Source organism: Ventrimonas faecis (assembly GCF_040096075.1).
Lineage (GTDB): Bacteria > Bacillota > Clostridia > Lachnospirales > Lachnospiraceae > Brotaphodocola > Brotaphodocola faecis.
In genome coordinates this window covers 22,124-39,225 of sequence record NZ_JBBMFJ010000033.1, presented here as the reverse complement: position 1 = coordinate 39,225, position 17,102 = coordinate 22,124, and the positions used below count along the sequence as shown (strand labels likewise).

The window sequence follows — 17,102 nt, the reverse complement described above, 5'->3', positions numbered from 1 at the left end:
ATTGAAACCGCCGTGTACCGAACGGTACGCACGGTGGTGTGAGAGGACGGCGGTTAGTCACCGCCTCCTACTCTATTGGTAAATTAAGTTTACATTTTTGAATGTAACATCCGCGCTGCGAGCCACGAACATGCCGACATAGACACGGTCGGAATCGACTGCGGTAAGCGGGAAGTCGAAGCCTGCGGATACCGGCGCATTGTCACCGAATACACAGGTGTATCCGTCCGGACCTTTGCGGATCTCTACGTGAACGGTTTCACCGGCCTTGTAGACGCGGGAAGCATTACCGCCGGAGATCAGCTGGCCGTTCTTTCTGGCGAAGCAGTTCCACGGGGAAGCTGAGGAGAGCTGCAGCTGTCCGGCTGCCACGTAGTCGCCCAGCGTATCGTTGACTACGGTATCAAGGTAGATATCGTCACGCACCATCAGTCCGAAGGAATTTAAAACAGATGCGTTATAGGCGTTAATCGTAACATCCGCGGATAAGATGAAGTTCGCGGATGCCGGAACCTCACGGTAGAACATTGCGATACCGTCGCTGCCCTGCTCGATGCCGCCCACCTGCTGTGCTCTGGTGGCGCCGGAGTTTGTGCCGACTGCCATGTGGAAGGAATTATCACTGCCGCCCTGCAGGCAGAAGTACATATTGTTTAAGTACTCGTATCCGTCAATGTTTCCGAATACGGTCGGCTTCCAGTCGCCGGCGGTGGAGAAGATGCTGCTTGTGCCGGCCGGCGGGGTGAAGCTCTGGGCCTGATAGTTTGCATTCAGGGAATTGTTGTCGTACTGAGGAACCTGCGGGTTGGCTACCACATAGTTTTTCAGTCCGGAGTTTGACTTTAACAGCTCGTCCGCAATGAACCAGGCATTACACTGGGCACCGTAGAGATTGGTGTGGGTGTTGTCGATGCTGACATCCCGGTTGGAGGTCTGCGCATGGCGGTTCTTTACGCCGTCAGCGCCCAGGCGCTCGTAAACGTCTTTGGTGCGGGCAGTTAAGTCCAGAACCGGAACGCTCTTGCCGACACCCAGCTGGCGGATGGCCTTGGCGTAATCACCGCCCTGGAACGTGCCTTCCTCATTCTTCTTCGTGGTGGTGATGTGTCCGTCCTCGCCGATGTAGTTATTTGCTACGTTGCGGCGGACAATCGGGGTGACCAGAATTGGATTGGCCTGTTTGCTCTTGACCGGTTTGATGTACTTTTCGTAAAGATTGTACTGGAAGGAACCACTGGTGGAAACGGAACCGGTCGGGTTGGAGTAACGGCCCTGCTCGGTACGTTCGTCGTTGTGGCCGAAGCCAATCAGTACGTAGTCACCAGCCTGCACGCTCTGCAGCAGGGTCTGATACTGGTCGGTGTCGGAGTAGGATTTGGAACTGGTGCCGGAGATGGCAAGGTTCCGGAGGTTTACGCCCTGCAGGTAAAGGCCAAGCTGGGTGCCCCAGCCGTAACGCGGGGAGTAATAGGTGGTGTCGCTGAATGCGGCTGCGGTGGAGTCGCCTACGACCCAGACGGTAGGCGGTGCGGACGGCTTGTCTACAGAAACGCCGCCGGATTGCTGTTCGGTATAGGTTCCGGGCGCTGCGGTGAGCGCCGGATCTTTTGTGGATGAGGAACCGCCTGCGACAACGGTGGCAGCAGAAGCAGGTACGGCAGACAGGGCTGTCGTCACTGCGCAGATGCACCCGAGGAGCAGGGCTTTCATGCGTGTTTTCTTCATGAGTCAGATATCTCCTAAGTTAGAAATTTAAAGGGGGCCGCCCGAAAAGGCAAAAAAACCCGATGGTGTTCATTATAGACGATTGGGAAAAAGATGCCAAGGGATTTTAAAAGGTTGTAAGAGAATCTTAAAAAAGAGTTGTGGCAAAGGGTACGCAGAAAAAGACTCCCGGATGTTTCACATATCGTTGTTCGCTTGCTTTCGCTGACACGCGTTCGCCTGTGTCGGACTATATCCGCCACATTCGTACACGTGTGCTCAAGATGCGTACAACCTGATATGCCGAAACATCCGGGAGCCTTTTTCTGCTGTGTATTTCTGGCTGAGGTTTTGTGTGCAGCTTTTGTTGCATAGCCAGGTAAACATTCTAGCTGAGTTAGTGAGCCAGGGTTTTTAAATCCTGGTAAAAATTCGGGTAGGAGATATTGACACATTCGGCGCCGAGGATTTCGGTTTCGCCTTCGGCCAGGGCGGCGGTGATGGCGAAGGTCATGGCAATGCGGTGGTCTAAGTGGCTGTCGATGACGGCTCCGTGGAGCGGTTTTCCACCGTGGATGATCATGCCGTCTGCAGTTTCTTCTACATCAGCGCCCATAGCGCTTAAGTTTTCGACCATGACGGCAATGCGGTTGGATTCCTTGACTTTTAACTCCGCTGCGTCACGGATGATGGTATCGCCCTCAGCGAAGCAGGCCATGGCTGCGATCATGGGGAGTTCGTCAATCAGGGTCGGGATGATATTGCCATGGATATCGGTGCCGTGCAGGCTGCTGGTGCGGACCAGAATGTCGGCCACCGGCTCACCGGTCTTACGGACATTTAAGAGGGTCAGGTCGCCGCCCATGGCCTGGCAGACACGGATCATGCCGTCACGGGTCGGGTTGATGCCTGCGTTCTTTATGAGAATTTCGGAATTTGGAATGATCAGTCCTGCGGCCAGGAAGAAGGCTGCGGAAGAGATATCGCCCGGAACGGCAATGTCTTTGGCAAACAGTTCTTCAGCCGGCTGGATGATGGCAGTTGTGTCCTCTGTGCGGACATCCGCGCCGAATTCCTTTAACATCAGCTCGGTGTGGTTGCGGGAGAGGGAGGGTTCGGTCACCTTTGTTTCGCCTTTGGCGTAAAGCCCGGCCAGAAGAATGGCGGATTTGACCTGAGCAGATGCCACCGGAGACTGGTAATGGATGCCGTGAAGCAACCGTCCGTTGATGGCCAGCGGCGCACAGCCGTTTCCGTTCACGCTGGTGATGTCAGCGCCCATCTGGCTTAGCGGTTCCATGATCCGCTTCATGGGACGCTTCTGGATGGAGGCGTCTCCGGTGAGGGTTACGGAAAAATCCTGTGCGGAGAGAATGCCGGAGATCAGGCGGGTGGTGGTGCCGCTGTTGCCGCAGTCCAGAACCTGCTCCGGTTTTTTTAAGCCATGTAGACCATTTCCGTGCACCAGAACAGTGTCTCCGAGATTTTCAATGGAAACGCCCATTTTCTGGAAGCAGGAGATGGTGGAGAGGCAGTCAGCTCCCTGAAGAAAACCGGTAATTTTTGTGGTGCCCTTTGCCAGGGAACCGAACATGACGCTGCGGTGGGAGATGGATTTGTCTCCCGGAATGGTGACTTCTCCGTGCAGCCCATTGATTTTGCTAAATTTCATAAGAATAAACTCCATTTCCCTGACTGAAGCCGGGAGTACCGGAATGCCGGACCTCCCTAGTGCTTCGGAATCAGCTCGTAATTGTATTTTTTCAGCTGTGCCCATGCCTGCTTCATGGAAGCTTCATCATAAAAGACGATCTTTAAAGCACCCTCGCCCTGTTCACGGTTATGGTTGATGCCGATATTGCAGATGCTGATACCGCGGGCACTTAAGATGCAGGACAGCGTGGAAATCGCACCCGGTTCGTCCACGATATCGACCGTGAAGGCGTATTCCGGTGTGACAGAGCCGCGCCGGTTCTCGGAAATTGAATTGCGGTAAGCGCGGGAGGTGTTAAACAGCTCGTAAATGTCCTTCCCCTGATGTGCTTTTAAGGAGTGCAGGATCTGGTTTAAGGAAGCAATGTAGCTTTCCATCATGTCGATGATATTGCCGGTGTTGGTCATGCAAATCTGCTCCCACATTTCCGGGGAGGAAGACGCAATGCGCGTGATATCTTTAAAACCTCCGGCAGCCAGACGCTTCATGAGTTCGTCATGAGTGTCGGAATCCTTCACCAGATTTACCAGGCTGGAGGCAATCAGATGCGGAAGATGGCTGATGGCGGCTACGATCCGGTCATGCTCGTGATAGTCCAGAACAATGGGGATGGAGCCGATGAGCTTTGCCACAGTCACAATCCGGTCCGCGTCTTCCCCTGAGGAGAGCGCGGTGGGGGTTACAATATAGTAGGCATTTTCCAAAAGATGGTCGGTAGCGTTCTCATATCCGGTCTTCTCAGAACCGGCCATAGGGTGTCCGCCCACAAATACATCCTCCATGCCAAGACTGGTGACAACGCAGTGGATATCCTCTTTGGTGGAACCGACATCTGAGATCAGGGCGCCCGGCTTTAAGAACGGACGGATCTGTGTCAGATACTGGGCATTGTACTCTACCGGGGTGCACAGAAAGATGATGTCGCATTCCCGTAAAGGTTCTCCGATGCCATCCAGAATTACGTCGACAATGCCATCGGCCTTTGCCTGTTCCAGTTTTGCGCGGGTGCGCATATATGCCATGATCCGGGCATCCGGGCAGGCACGCTTAATGCCTTTGGCAATAGAACCGCCGATCAGCCCCAGACCGATGAAACCAAATATGGTGTCTTTCATATCAGAATTCTCCTGTCATAGGTTACTTTCAATACTAAGTGCTATTCTATGATAATCTGAAAATGTTGTCAATGCTTTATTGCTTTAAACTGCGATAGCGCAGCTGCCACAAAGAAACGGCAAAAATCAGGACGTATCAGACGATAAGAAAAAATATCGAAAAATAATTTGTGCAAATCGTATATTCTACTTGAAATTTTCAAACTTTTTTAGTAGAATATCCTCATAGACTAAATTTGATGTACAGGAGGGAATTATATGAACGTTTATGGTACAAAACAGATCCGAAACGTCGTTTTACTTGGCCACGGCGGGGCCGGCAAGACGACGGTTGCAGAAGCGCTTGCCCTGGTAACCGGAGTCACCAAGCGTATGGGCAAGGTTGCTGACGGTAACACCATCAGCGACTATGACAAGGAAGAAATCAAACGTCAGTTTTCCATCTCCACGTCCCTGATCCCGCTCGAGTATCAGGGCGATGAAGGCATGATGAAGATCAACATCCTGGATACACCAGGTTACTTTGACTTTGTCGGTGAAGTAGAAGAAGCAGTCAGTGTGGCGGACGCAGCGATCATCGTTGTAAACTGCAAGGCAGGCATCGAGGTCGGCACGGAAAAGGCATGGGAGCTGTGCGATAAGCTCAAACTGCCACGCGTCATTTTCGTTACCAACATGGACGACGACCATGCAAGCTTCAGAGAGCTTGTACTGAAATTAGAGAGACGGTTCGGAAGATGCATCGCTCCGTTCCAGCTCCCGATCCGTGAAAATGAAAAGTTTGTCGGATATGTAAACGTAGTCAAGATGGCCGGCAGACGTTTCACCAATCTGAGTGATTACGAAGAATGCGAGATTCCTGATTACTCCCAGAAGAACCTGGGCATTGCCAGAGACGCCCTCTTAGAGGCAGTGGCAGAGACCAGTGAGGAGTACATGGAGCGTTACTTCTCCGGTGAGGAGTTTACACTGGAAGAGATTCAGGGCGCTCTGCGGGAACATGTGATAGATGGTTCCATCGTTCCGGTACTGATGGGTTCCGGCGCCAACTGCCAGGGCTTTAAGACCCTTTTACAGGTAATCGACCGTTACCTTCCGACCCCGGACAAATTTGAGTGTATCGGTGTTGATGTTTCCACCGGCGAGCGTTTTACCGCCAAATACAACGATCAGGTTTCCTTATCCGCAAGAGTCTTCAAGACCATCGTAGATCCGTTCATCGGCAAATATTCCCTGATGAAGGTCTGCACCGGTATCTTAAAACCGGACAGCACCATCTACAATGTCAATAAGGACACGGAGGAGAAGGTCGGCAAGCTGTATCTGCTTCGCGGCAAGGACACCATTGAGGTTCCAGAGCTGCGCGCAGGTGATATCGGTGCAGTTGCAAAACTTGGCGTGACCCAGACCGGCGATACCATTGCCCTGCGTTCCGCACCGATCGTATATCACAAACCGCAGACCTCTACTCCATATACATACATGCGTTACAAGACCGTAACCAAGGGCGACGAGGATAAGGTTTCCAGTGCACTGGCAAAACTCATGGAAGAGGATTTAACCTTAAAGTCTGTTAACGACAAAGAAAACCGCCAGCTTCTGTTATACGGCATCGGTGATCAGCAGTTAGAGGTGGTTGTCAGCAAGCTTCTTGGCCGTTACAAAGTAGAAATCGAGCTCAGCAAGCCGAAATTCGCGTTCCGCGAGACCTTAAGAAAGAAAGTTGAGGTTCAGGGCAAATATAAGAAGCAGTCCGGCGGACATGGCCAGTACGGCGACGTTAAGATGATCTTTGAGCCATCCGGCGATCTGGAAAAACCGTATGTATTTGAGGAGAAGGTATTCGGCGGCGCAGTTCCGAAGAACTACTTCCCGGCAGTAGAAAAGGGCGTGGCAGAGAGCTGCGTGAAGGGCCCTCTGGCTGCATATCCGGTCGTTGGCGTGAAGGCAACCCTGGTAGATGGTTCCTATCATCCGGTGGATTCCTCCGAGATGGCATTCAAGACCGCAGCCATGATGGCATTCAAGAAGGGCTTCATGGATGCGAATCCGGTTCTCTTAGAGCCAATCGCTTCCCTGAAGGTAACTGTCCCGGATAAATTCACCGGCGACGTTATGGGTGACTTAAACCGCAGAAGAGGACGTGTTCTGGGCATGAACTCCGATCATCATGGCAAACAGGTGATCGAGGCCGACATCCCGATGTCCGAGCTGTTTGGCTACAATACCGACCTGCGCTCCATGACCGGCGGCATCGGCTTATATGAGTACGAGTTCAGCCGTTACGAGCAGGCTCCTGGCGACATCCAGAAGAAGGAAGTCGAGGCCAGAGCAGCCAAAGTCGACAAACTGGACGTATAATCTATGGATACCAGAAGACAGATTTCCAGGATATGCTGGGCTTATACCGCATTCCTGGCGGCTTCCACGGCAGCGCAGCTCCTTTTTGGAGCGCTGCTTGAGCCGTTCGCTCTGATCTTTGGGGAGAGCCGTGCGTTTACGCGTGCGGCTCTTCTGGTGTCAGAATTTGCCATGTACGGAATCGGATTTCCGTTGTTTGCCTGGCTGATGGGGCGCATTCCGTCCTGTGAAATGAAAGAAAAGAAGAACATCCATCCGGGTCAGTTTTTTGGGATGCTGGTTTTGTGCTATGGCCTGACCTATCTGGGCAATATGATCGGTGGAATTCTCATGGAGGCGGCAGGAGCGCTTCGGGGAGCAGATTACAGCAACCCGGTATCGGATGTGATCGATCAGATGGATGTGGGTATGATCATCCTCACTGCGGTGATCATTGCGCCGGTTATGGAAGAACTGGTATTCCGCAAGTATCTGGTAGACCGCCTGGTACCGTATGGACAGAAAACGGCAGTCGTGCTTTCCGGCCTGTTCTTTGGTCTTTTTCATGGAAACTTTTACCAGTTTTTCTACGCGGCCATTCTTGGAGGGGTGTTTGCCTGGATGTACAGCACCACCGGGCGCATCCGTTACAATATTGTTATGCATATGCTTATCAATCTGCTGGGCGGAGTTTTGCCTGTGGTATTGTCCCGGAGTGCGGATGCCGGGAATCTGTTTGCGTTTCTGGGCTATGGATTCCTGAACATTTTTGCTTACGTCAGCATGGTGATCGCTGTGATTCTTCTGGCATCCCATTACCGTCAGATCCACTGGTTTTCCGGGTGGGTATACTGGGAGGAAAACATGGCGCTTACCTGCCTGAAGGCACCTGGCTTCTGGTTCTTTCTGGCTGGAAGTGCTCTGCTGTTTTTACTGGGATAGTTTAAAATCTTAAATCTTTTTGTTGACAAGCAGACAATAAAAGGGTATGATACAAAATAAGATTAAGTGATGAGAGCAATGGCGTTCGAACAGCAGGTTCGGGCGCCTTTTTCATTGCTGCGCATATTGGGGCGGAGCCAGCGCGCGTCCGCTGATTTTGAGAGGAGACATACGGTTATGGATGATATCGACAGAAAAATTTTAAAGCTTTTGCAGGATAATGCCCGGGTTTCATTAAAGACCATAGCGGAAAATACCTTTCTTTCTTCTCCGGCCGTGTCGGCCCGCATTGAAAAACTGGAGAAAGACGGTGTCATTGCCGGATATCATGCGCAGGTTGACCCGATGAAGCTGGGTTACCATATCATTGCCTTTATCAATCTGGATGTAACACCGGAGGACAAACCAAAGTTTTACGCTTACGCGGAGAGCATTCCGAATGTGCTGGAGTGCAACTGCGTGACCGGAGAGTATTCCATGCTGCTTAAGGTGGCGTTCCAGAGTACCATGGAGCTGGATATTTTCATTGGCCAGCTGCAGAAATTCGGAAAGACCAGCACCCAGATCGTATTTTCTACCCACGTTGGCCCGCGTGGGGTAGATGTAGAAGAATAGGTTACAACAGATACTTCCTTTTCATATTGTAGTAAGAGAAGAACACAATATGGAAAGGAAGTATTTCTTTTGGCAGAAACAAAAAAAGTCATTCTGGATGCCGGACATGGCGGAAGTGTGGACCCGGGGGCGGTTTACCAGGGTCGGCAGGAGAAAAACGATAACCTGCGGCTGGCTCTGGCAGTCGGGCAGATTTTAACAGAAAACGGAGTTGATGTAGGTTATACGAGAGTGCAGGATGTATATCAGAGTCCGCTTCAGAAGGCACAGATGGCAAATAACTGGGACGCGGATTATTTCGTTTCCTTTCACCGGAATGCCATGCCGGTTCCGGGAACGGCTTCCGGCACGGAGAGCCTTATTTTTTCCCGGGGTGGCGAAGCGGAGCGCCTGGCTTCCAATATAAACGCAGAACTTGGGCGGATTGGCTGGAATGATCTGGGAACCATTGAGCGGCCCGGACTGATTGTTCTTCGGAAAACGGAGATGCCTGCGGTTTTGGTAGAAGTGGGATTTCTGGATAACGAGGCAGATAACCAGCGCTTTGACGCGCAGTTTGAACATACGGCCCAGGCCATTGCGGATGGGATCCTGATGACGCTGCGCATGCAGGAAGAGCAGCCAGAATATTATCAGATCCAGGTGGGGGCGTATGCGGATAAGGACCTGGCTCAAGGACTGCTCAGCCAGCTTCAGGCAGCCGGATATCCGGCATTTCTCATATATCAGAATGGCCTGTACAAGGTGCGGGTGGGCGCTTACTTAAATCTGGACAATGCGGCCTGGATGGAAAAAACACTGCGGACCGCCGGTTATCCGACACTGCTGGTGCAGGAGCCTGCAGTATATTAGAGGGCAGATGAGAAAAGACGACGGCATTTTTCTGACAGACAAAACAGTTTTAAATAATCAAACAATTTAGAAATATTGCACAAAGTAATCAAAATAAGAAAAGAAAAATAGAAAATAATCACAAAAACATGTTGACATATCAGAAACAATCTGCTATTATAAAGACAACAAAGAAAGAGAAACAAAAAAGGAGCAGAAAACTCCAGACAGGAAATCCGGGAACGAAACGGATTTCAAAAATCTAAGAAAAGGAGGTACGGACCGCCGAAATAGTTTAGCAACACCCTAAAGGTTTTCGGAAAGACCAGAACGAAACCTGATAAACTTTATTTGAGAAACCTGTTATAAACTGGAAAGAATTGTCTTAGCTGTATGACGAGAAAGTGCAGTCAGGGTGATAGATTTCAGAATCGGACAGGATGAAAAAAAGAAACAAACATCAGATAAGCAAATATCAGAGGGTCAGAGAAAACAAAAACTGAATAAGGAAACGTACAAACTGAAAAAGCGAGGTACAGTCCAGTGGACGAAGTGAATTAAAAGCGGGTATCAAAGATGTAAACCTTTGGTATCCGCTTAAATCATGTCTGCAGACCGTGCGTACTGGTAGTGCAGCCGCGTGGATTATATTAGAGCCCTTCCAGATTGAAATCCGGGGTGTATTCTTCCTTTGCGCTGCTTTTTTCCTGCATAAAGCCCTGGGTGAGCCCGAGGTCGAGAGCCGTGTCCACCACCTTCTGGTATTCATAGCTGGTGATACGGCGGTTCAGTTCCGGAAACTGCGGGTTCTTTTCATAGGGGGTATACTGACTCATCAGACTGATGTAAAAGCTGTCTTTTGGCAGATTTTCTGCGATCCAGTGCATCAGGCGGATGGAGTCTTCTTTTTGTCCGGGCAGTACCAGATGGCGGATAATGACACCACGGTCCATGACCGGCATGGATTCTCCCGGAATTTCACGAACATGCGGAGCTCCAGTCTGACGAATCATCTGGGAGATGGCGCTGGCGGCGGTCTGGAAATAGAACGGAGCCTGGGAATAGCGGGTGGAGAGCTCGGAGCTTTCATATTTGAGATCCGGAAGCCAGATATCTACGTAATCATGTAAGGCCTTTACCGTTTCGACGCGCTCGTAGCCGCCGCAGTTGTAAACAACGGGAATCTGAAGCCGGTCCTTGACCAGATCCAGGGCAGGAATGATCCATGGAAGAAAATGGGTAGCGGTTACAAGGCTGATGTTGTTGGCGCCCTGATCCTGGAGACGCAAAAAGGCATCGGCCAGTTCGCGGGTAGTCAGGGGTTTGCCGTATAAGTCGCGGCTGATCTTATAGTTCTGGCAGAAGCAGCAGCGCAGAGTGCAGCCGCTGAAAAACACGGTACCGCTTCCCTTTGTGCCGCTGATACAGGGCTCTTCCCAGAAGTGCAGGGCAGCCCGGGCGGCTACTGCGCCGGCGGGCGCCTGGCAAAAACCTCTCTGGGCGTTCCGGTCAACGCCGCACATGCGGGGGCAGAGCTGGCAGTGGCTGATCTGTGCCTGAAAATAAGATAAGATGTGGTCTGACATGATGGTACTCCAATCTGAAATATGATAAAATTTATGTGATTTCCAGTATACAGAAAGCGGCGCAAAATTGCAACGCCATCCAGGGCAGAGACAGCGTAGTTCTGGTCATGAAACTGGAAAGTCGTGGATGTTTTGAAAAGGAACTTGAAAAAGAACACTACATGTTGTATAATCAGTTCAGAACAAACGAGACAGTAAGTAATTCCTGAAGTGTTCGACAACCTTACCCATTTTGAACCTACATTACTGACTAAGGGATTCCTATATCTGCCGGCAGATGCCAGGCCTCCATTGAGTGGAAGGCAGAAACCAGCGTGCGGTTGCCCACCTAGCTTCGCTAGGCGTCAATAAGTAAGAACGGCACATTCGGGATTACAAAAGAGAAAAGAGCAGCGGAGAACCCGCTGCTTTTATTATGCTTATTTCTGTATCATTTCGTACAGTTTATTTTATCTTAACTTTATCTTTATGCCGTTGTGTGTTAAACTACAAATACTAATGCGGTGTTGCCATTTTGTGGCAGACGGAAGGAAAAACGTGATTAGCGTCTGTTTTTCGGGCAATACTGATTCCATGAAAGGAAACACAAATATGAAGAATGATAAGTACCGCACATACATATGCTGGGGGGTGACCGCACTGGCGGTTCTGCTGCTCCTGGTTGCGGCGGTGTTTGTGGTCATGCGCTGGTCCATGGTGGCGGCACTGGGCGCAAAGATCGCGCACATCCTTGCGCCGGTCATCTACGGAGCAGTGTTTGCCTACCTGCTGAATCCGGTTTACAACCGGGTACAGGCTGTGATTATGAAGCTGACGAAGGACATCATTCCGGATGAGACGGGCCGGAAGAGACTGGGAGGCTTTCTTGGCACACTGGCCAGCCTGTGCTTGCTGATCGCTGTGGTGGTTGGTCTTATTTCCATGCTGATTCCACAGCTCATCAGCAGCATCCGCGGTGTCATGGAGACCCTGCCATCCAGTATTAACAATCTGGAAATCTGGCTGGAAAAGGTTCTGGCAGACAATCCGGATCTGGAGCAGCAGGTGATGCAGCATTACGGCGCGGCGGCGGATTATCTGCAGAACTGGCTGACCAATGTGGTGGTGCCGAATATTTACCGGATCATCGGCAGCGTGTCCAGCGGCGTGGTTCTGGTGGTGCAGGCGGTGTTTGATATCCTCATTGGCCTTATCGTCATGGTTTATCTGCTGAATATGAAAGAAAAGCTGCTTGCGCAGGCCAAAATGATCATTTACGGGGTATTTCCGTTAAAGATCGCGAATAAAGTGATAGAGGAAGGACGGTATGTACATCAGGTATTTGGCGGATTCATCATCGGTAAGCTGCTGGATTCCCTGATCATCGGCCTGATCTGCTTTGTGCTTCTTGGTTTTGCCAATATGCCATATGTGCTTCTGGTCAGCGTGATTGTCGGTGTCACCAATGTCGTCCCGTTTTTCGGACCGTTCATCGGGGCCATTCCAAGCGCGTTCCTGATCCTGTTATCCGATCCGATGAAATGCCTGTATTTCCTGATCTTCGTCCTTCTGCTGCAGCAGTTTGACGGCAACATTCTCGGACCAAAGATTTTAGGAGATTCCACCGGACTTTCCAGCTTCTGGGTGCTGTTTTCCATTTTGCTGTTTGGCGGCCTGATGGGATTTGTGGGCATGATCATTGGTGTTCCGACCTTTGCGGTCATCTACCGTCTGGTGACGGAGTTCACTACCTGGCGGCTTGGGAAAAAAGCATTGTCTGGCAATATTGATGAATATGGCAGTCTGAACTACATTGACGAAACTGAGCAGACTTATATCAAAAAATAAGAGGCATTTATGAAAAAACGTAATATGATCCGGTGGATTCTTGGAATTCCGGTGATCGTCCTGACGTTAATCCTGGTGATCTTAATCTGTGAACCGGAAAAATCAGGAATTACCAGGGCGGCGGCTGCAAAGTCAGTCGCCCTTGCTGTTTTATCACCGGAGGAGCTAAAAGCATGGGAAAAAGAATATGGGGCGTCCCATTTTGCGGCAGATGAGGTAGGGGAGTGGTATGTGCCCTATCTGGATTATCTGTATGAAAACGGATATCTGGATGAAACGGAGACTCCGGCAGACCGGGAACACGCGGAGGACTTTTTGACCTACAGTGAAGCAGCCCGAATTGCACAGCAGGTTTCCGGCAGTCTGAAGCGGCTTGTACCGGGAACCCGTAAAAATGGGAAAAAGGCGTATCCGGAGGAAGACTGGTGGCTTCTCTATGACTCTCTGTTAAAGGAAGCGGATCCGGATGGCGCGGTACATACAGAAAGCATTCGCATTTACGGAACGCCGGAAAACATTCAGGGCTGTCCGGCCTGGACTGCGTATACCAGTCTTGGAACACTTACTTTTTATGGCCTGTCGCTGGATTCCTATGTGGATCATGAGCTGACTGTCTGGGTGCGGGATACAGAACTGATCCATGTGCAGAAGGACGAGGGCCAGAATACGCTGTACCGGAATGTATGGATTCTGGACGGGGACAGTCAGGGACTGATGGTATACATCGGAGATATCCAGCGCAAAATCCCGTTTCGGAAAAGCTACAAAAAGACAGATGAGCTGATCGGCAATCTGGCGGATCTTACCATGGAGCATGGAAAGATCACAAAGGTATCCGTGAAGAAAGAGCGCATCAGCGGAAAAGTCCTTTCCGTGCAGGATACGGCCATTGAACTGGAAGGGTACGGAAGCGTGCCGCTGGATGAGGAATACAAGGTATTAAAGGCCTATGGAGATGTAAAACGGCAGCAGCTTTCGGATATTCTGGTGGGAAGTGAGAGCCAGGAATTTGTAGTGGCGAAAGGGAAAATCTGCGCGGTGATCAAAGAGCGGGAGGACACGGCCGACAAGATCCGTGTATTGATTCTGGGAAATGGCTTTGAGAGCCGGTATCATGCGAAGCTTGAGATTACCTGCCCGGGCAGCGTCAAAGAAATTCAGGGAGATAAGGAAACCATGCTGGATCCCGGCGCGGTCATTTCTGTGGCTAGCGGAGATGGAACCTGCAGCGAACGTCTGGTCCTGGAACCGCAGGATGGCAATGAGCTTACCGTGACCAGCTTAAACCGGGCGCAGGGAACTCCGTCCTATGGCGGACGTCTGGAGATTCTGGATACAGAGGAAGGCCTGGTGCTGGTCAATGAGATTGAGCTGGAAGAGTATTTGAAGAAAGTTATCCCCAGCGAGATGCCATCAAGCTATGAGAAGGAGGCATTGAAAGCCCAGGCAGTCTGTGCCCGGACCTATGCGTTTATGCAGAGCAGAAGCAACACTTATAGTGCTTACGGTGCCCAGATTGATGACAGCACCCAGTTTCAGGTATATAACAATGTAGACCCGGATGAGAAGACGGCCCAGGCAGTACAGGAAACCTATGGAAAAATGCTGTACTATGACGGAAATCCAATCACAGCCTACTATTTTTCCACTTCCTGCGGCACAACCACCAACGCGGCCATCTGGGACAGTGATCCGGAAGATACGCCGTATCTGCGCTGCTTAAGTCTGCAGACGGCAAGAAGCCGGTTAAGCTTTGCCAGTGAGGAGGAATTTGCTTCGTTCATCAAAAAGAAGGATTTTTCTGCCTATGATTCCTCTTATCCGTTATACCGGTGGAATTTTAAGACGAACGGAACCATCATTGCGTCCCATGTGAGTGGAGTGGGAACGGTAACCAGTGTGTCTGTGACCGAGCGCGGACCGGGTGGCGTCGCCATGAAGCTTCTTGTAAAAGGCAGTGAAGGGGAAACCACCATATCCGGTCAGAACGCTATTCGCAGTGCTCTGGGAGACGCATCGATCCAGTTAAACTACGGTGTGGGGAAAACCTCTGAGGGCTGGTCCCTGCTGCCAAGCGGATTCCTGATCATAGAAGAAACCGGGACCGATGAAAACGGTGTGGCGCAGTTTCGTGTTTACGGCGGCGGCTACGGCCACGGTGTCGGTATGAGCCAGAACGGCGCCCAGGCCATGGCCAAGGCCGGTATGGGATACGAAGAGATTTTGAAATATTTCTACGACGGCGTGACCATCGAAGAAAAAAATAAATTGTAACTGTTCAGTAGGTCTGCGCATTCACTGCGCTGACCGTATGAAAACATGGGCTTGCAGGCAAAAATCCCATTGCCGAAGGCAATTTTCAATGGATTTTTGCCCGTAACTGTGAGGGTACTGAACAGTTACAATAAATTTTTTCTCCGGTGTGTATAAGAACGGAAGGGGAGGACATAATAGGAGTAGTACCAAAGAAAAGAGAAATACTTATCCTCCCCTTTTTAGTTAGGGCAGTGCCGGATGATGGCGCTGCCCGTTTCATTTATGAGTGATAAACGAGATGCTGACACAATGCAATCTGATACTGCTCCATCCAGTAGTTGATCTGGATCATGTAAGCCAGCAGCTGCGGCGCGGCCATGAGCTGGCCGTACCAGGGCTTTCCGTAATCGGATGGGCTTTCCAGAAAAGCTTCCACTTTTTTTCGGTCGAGGAAGGACAGGACCGGGGCGTGGCTGTCTGCCAGAATTTCCCGCATCTGGTTTACCAGAAGGGCTTCATAGGCGGTATCGTAGGTTTTGGGATAGGGTGATTTTCTTCGCCAGAGGATTTCATCCGGCAAAAGTCCGTTTGCGCTCTGACGCAGCAGGTATTTGGCAATGCCGTTTTTGGCCTTGATGTTCCAGGGCACGTTCCAGAGATATTCTACGATGCGGTGGTCGGCAAAGGGCACCCGGGCTTCCAGGCCGGAATGCATGCTGGTGCGGTCCATGCGGTTTAACAGGGTCTGCATGAACCATTTCAGGTTCAGCCAGGAAATTTCCCGGCGTCTTGCCTCTTTTGGGGTATCTTCGGCACAGCGGGGTGTTTCGAAAACGGACTGTTCGTAGGCATTCCGGACGTAAGAATCCATATCCAGAAATTCGATGAAATCATCGGAGAGCAGGACCTTCCGCGCGCTTAGGTCCATGGTCCAGGGGAAGGTGTGGGCTTCAAAGCACTCCTTTTTGTGGAACCAGGGGTATCCACCGAAGATTTCATCGGCGCATTCCCCAGTCAGCGCCACCTTGTGGGTGCGGCTGACCAAAGAGCAGAAATACAGCATGGAGGAATCCACATCGGCCATATTCGGAAGGTCGTGTGCCTTTACGGAGGCATAAAGCAGCTCTGCCTGGGACGGGCTGTCGCATTCCAGATTGTGCTGATCGGACCGCAGGTACTTGACCATGATATCGACATAGGGCCGGTCCCGGGATGGCTGAAAGGCGTTGGCAGTAAAATATTTGTCGTTGTCCTTAAAATCAAAGGAGAAGGTGGCGAGCTGTCGGTTCCTCTTTTTCAGTTCCGCGGCACACACGGCGGAAACCAGGCTGCTATCTACACCGCCGGAGAGGAAGGTGCAGATGGGAACATCCGATATGATCTGGCGGCAGATGGCATCCTGTACCAGAAACGCGGTTTTCTCAACGGTCTCTTCCTCGCTGTCTGTGTGGGGGTGGCTTTCCAGCTGCCAGTAACGGATGGTGTGCAGGTCGGTTCCGTGGCAGCAGAGATACGTGCCGGGCAGGACCTCATGGATGCTTTCAAACACGCCGCAGCCCGGAGTTCTTGCGGGGCCAAGGCTGAAGATTTCGTTCAGACCCCGTTTCCCAAGTCTTGGTGTGATGCCCGGAAAGGCAAACAGGCCCTTGATTTCAGAGGAGAAGACAATCTGGTCTTTCAATACCGTGTAGAACAGTGGCTTGACGCCCATTCGGTCCCGGAACAGAAAGAGACAGTCCTGAACCGGATCCAGGATGGCAAAAGCGAAGATGCCGTTCATCCGGGTGACAAAGTCCGTCCCATATTCCAGATAGCCATTCAGGATGATCTCGGTGTCGCAGCAGGTTTCAAAGGCATACCCCAATTGGATCAGATCCTGTTTCAGTTCATGGGAGTTGTAGAGCTCCCCATTGTATACAATTCCGAAGGTATGACCATTTACAGTCCGAAGCATGGGCTGGTGGCCGCTGCAGGGGTCGATGATGGACAGGCGCACATGGGCCAGACCGAAGTGGGAGGCCAGAAAGGTACCGGATTCATCCGGACCACGGTGCTTCTGCACAAAGTACATCTGCTCCAGGATGGAGCGGTATCGGGTGCGTTCTTTTAAATAGTCAAACTGATTCTGGTAAAATCCGGCGATTCCGCACATGAAGGAACCCTCCTTTTTGA

11 protein-coding genes and 1 other RNA gene are annotated in these 17,102 nt (G+C 51.1%); 7 read left to right on the top strand and 5 right to left on the bottom strand.

Going from position 1 to position 17,102, the window contains the following annotated elements:
* Positions 1-72: 72 nt before the first annotated feature.
* The 3 genes from WMO41_RS13600 to WMO41_RS13590 form a co-directional block, all read right to left on the bottom strand.
* Positions 73-1,725: a GDSL-type esterase/lipase family protein gene (locus tag WMO41_RS13600; RefSeq protein WP_349230226.1), complete on the bottom strand. Its 1,653-nt coding sequence runs from the start codon at positions 1,723-1,725 to the stop codon at positions 73-75.
* Positions 1,726-2,101: 376 nt separating this feature from the next.
* Positions 2,102-3,376: a 3-phosphoshikimate 1-carboxyvinyltransferase gene (aroA, locus tag WMO41_RS13595; protein WP_349230225.1), complete on the bottom strand. Its 1,275-nt coding sequence runs from the start codon at positions 3,374-3,376 to the stop codon at positions 2,102-2,104.
* 56 nt (positions 3,377-3,432) lie between these two features.
* On the bottom strand, positions 3,433-4,533 hold the full coding sequence (locus WMO41_RS13590; protein ID WP_349230224.1) for a prephenate dehydrogenase/arogenate dehydrogenase family protein: 1,101 nt from the start codon (positions 4,531-4,533) through the stop codon (positions 3,433-3,435).
* 258 nt (positions 4,534-4,791) lie between these two features.
* Between WMO41_RS13590 and WMO41_RS13585 the strand changes: the two genes are divergently transcribed.
* From WMO41_RS13585 to WMO41_RS13570, 4 genes are all read left to right on the top strand, one after another.
* Positions 4,792-6,894: an elongation factor G gene (locus WMO41_RS13585; RefSeq protein ID WP_349230223.1), complete on the top strand. Its 2,103-nt coding sequence runs from the start codon at positions 4,792-4,794 to the stop codon at positions 6,892-6,894.
* A gap of 3 nt (positions 6,895-6,897) precedes the next feature.
* Complete coding sequence (locus WMO41_RS13580; RefSeq protein WP_349230222.1) at positions 6,898-7,815, top strand: CPBP family intramembrane glutamic endopeptidase; 918 nt, start codon at positions 6,898-6,900, stop codon at positions 7,813-7,815.
* 177 nt (positions 7,816-7,992) lie between these two features.
* On the top strand, positions 7,993-8,430 hold the full coding sequence (locus WMO41_RS13575; RefSeq protein WP_118530010.1) for an Lrp/AsnC family transcriptional regulator: 438 nt from the start codon (positions 7,993-7,995) through the stop codon (positions 8,428-8,430).
* 69 nt (positions 8,431-8,499) lie between these two features.
* Positions 8,500-9,282 carry an N-acetylmuramoyl-L-alanine amidase gene (locus WMO41_RS13570; protein WP_349230221.1) on the top strand — a complete coding sequence of 261 codons (783 nt, stop codon included), beginning with the start codon at positions 8,500-8,502 and terminating at the stop codon, positions 9,280-9,282.
* Between the two features lie 629 nt (positions 9,283-9,911).
* On the opposite strand, the gene WMO41_RS13565 is transcribed toward WMO41_RS13570, so the two are convergent.
* Positions 9,912-10,847, bottom strand: a complete 936-nt coding sequence (locus WMO41_RS13565) for a radical SAM protein (RefSeq protein ID WP_177292240.1) — start codon at positions 10,845-10,847, stop codon at positions 9,912-9,914.
* A gap of 199 nt (positions 10,848-11,046) precedes the next feature.
* Between WMO41_RS13565 and ssrS the strand changes: the two genes are divergently transcribed.
* From ssrS to WMO41_RS13550, 3 genes are all read left to right on the top strand, one after another.
* Positions 11,047-11,224, top strand: a non-coding RNA gene (gene ssrS / locus WMO41_RS13560) — 6S RNA.
* A gap of 214 nt (positions 11,225-11,438) precedes the next feature.
* Positions 11,439-12,674, top strand: a complete 1,236-nt coding sequence (locus WMO41_RS13555) for an AI-2E family transporter (protein ID WP_349230220.1) — start codon at positions 11,439-11,441, stop codon at positions 12,672-12,674.
* 9 nt (positions 12,675-12,683) lie between these two features.
* A complete protein-coding gene (locus WMO41_RS13550) occupies positions 12,684-14,948 on the top strand; it encodes a SpoIID/LytB domain-containing protein (RefSeq protein WP_349230219.1) in 2,265 nt (754 codons plus the stop codon).
* Between the two features lie 262 nt (positions 14,949-15,210).
* On the opposite strand, the gene asnB is transcribed toward WMO41_RS13550, so the two are convergent.
* Positions 15,211-17,082 carry an asparagine synthase (glutamine-hydrolyzing) gene (asnB, locus tag WMO41_RS13545; protein ID WP_349230218.1) on the bottom strand — a complete coding sequence of 624 codons (1,872 nt, stop codon included), beginning with the start codon at positions 17,080-17,082 and terminating at the stop codon, positions 15,211-15,213.
* Between the last annotated feature and the right edge of the window lie 20 nt (positions 17,083-17,102).

Excerpts from the sequence above, each read along its gene's own strand:
- WMO41_RS13580 (WP_349230222.1), top strand. The coding sequence starts at position 6,898 with ATGGATACCAGAAGACAGATTTCCAGGATATGCTGGGCTTATACCGCA.
- WMO41_RS13590 (WP_349230224.1), bottom strand. The coding sequence starts at position 4,533 with ATGAAAGACACCATATTTGGTTTCATCGGTCTGGGGCTGATCGGCGGT.
- aroA (WP_349230225.1), bottom strand. The coding sequence starts at position 3,376 with ATGAAATTTAGCAAAATCAATGGGCTGCACGGAGAAGTCACCATTCCG.
- WMO41_RS13555 (WP_349230220.1), top strand. The coding sequence starts at position 11,439 with ATGAAGAATGATAAGTACCGCACATACATATGCTGGGGGGTGACCGCA.
- asnB (WP_349230218.1), bottom strand. The coding sequence starts at position 17,082 with ATGTGCGGAATCGCCGGATTTTACCAGAATCAGTTTGACTATTTAAAA.
- WMO41_RS13585 (WP_349230223.1), top strand. The coding sequence starts at position 4,792 with ATGAACGTTTATGGTACAAAACAGATCCGAAACGTCGTTTTACTTGGC.
- WMO41_RS13550 (WP_349230219.1), top strand. The coding sequence starts at position 12,684 with ATGAAAAAACGTAATATGATCCGGTGGATTCTTGGAATTCCGGTGATC.
- WMO41_RS13600 (WP_349230226.1), bottom strand. The coding sequence starts at position 1,725 with ATGAAGAAAACACGCATGAAAGCCCTGCTCCTCGGGTGCATCTGCGCA.
- WMO41_RS13575 (WP_118530010.1), top strand. The coding sequence starts at position 7,993 with ATGGATGATATCGACAGAAAAATTTTAAAGCTTTTGCAGGATAATGCC.
- WMO41_RS13565 (WP_177292240.1), bottom strand. The coding sequence starts at position 10,847 with ATGTCAGACCACATCTTATCTTATTTTCAGGCACAGATCAGCCACTGC.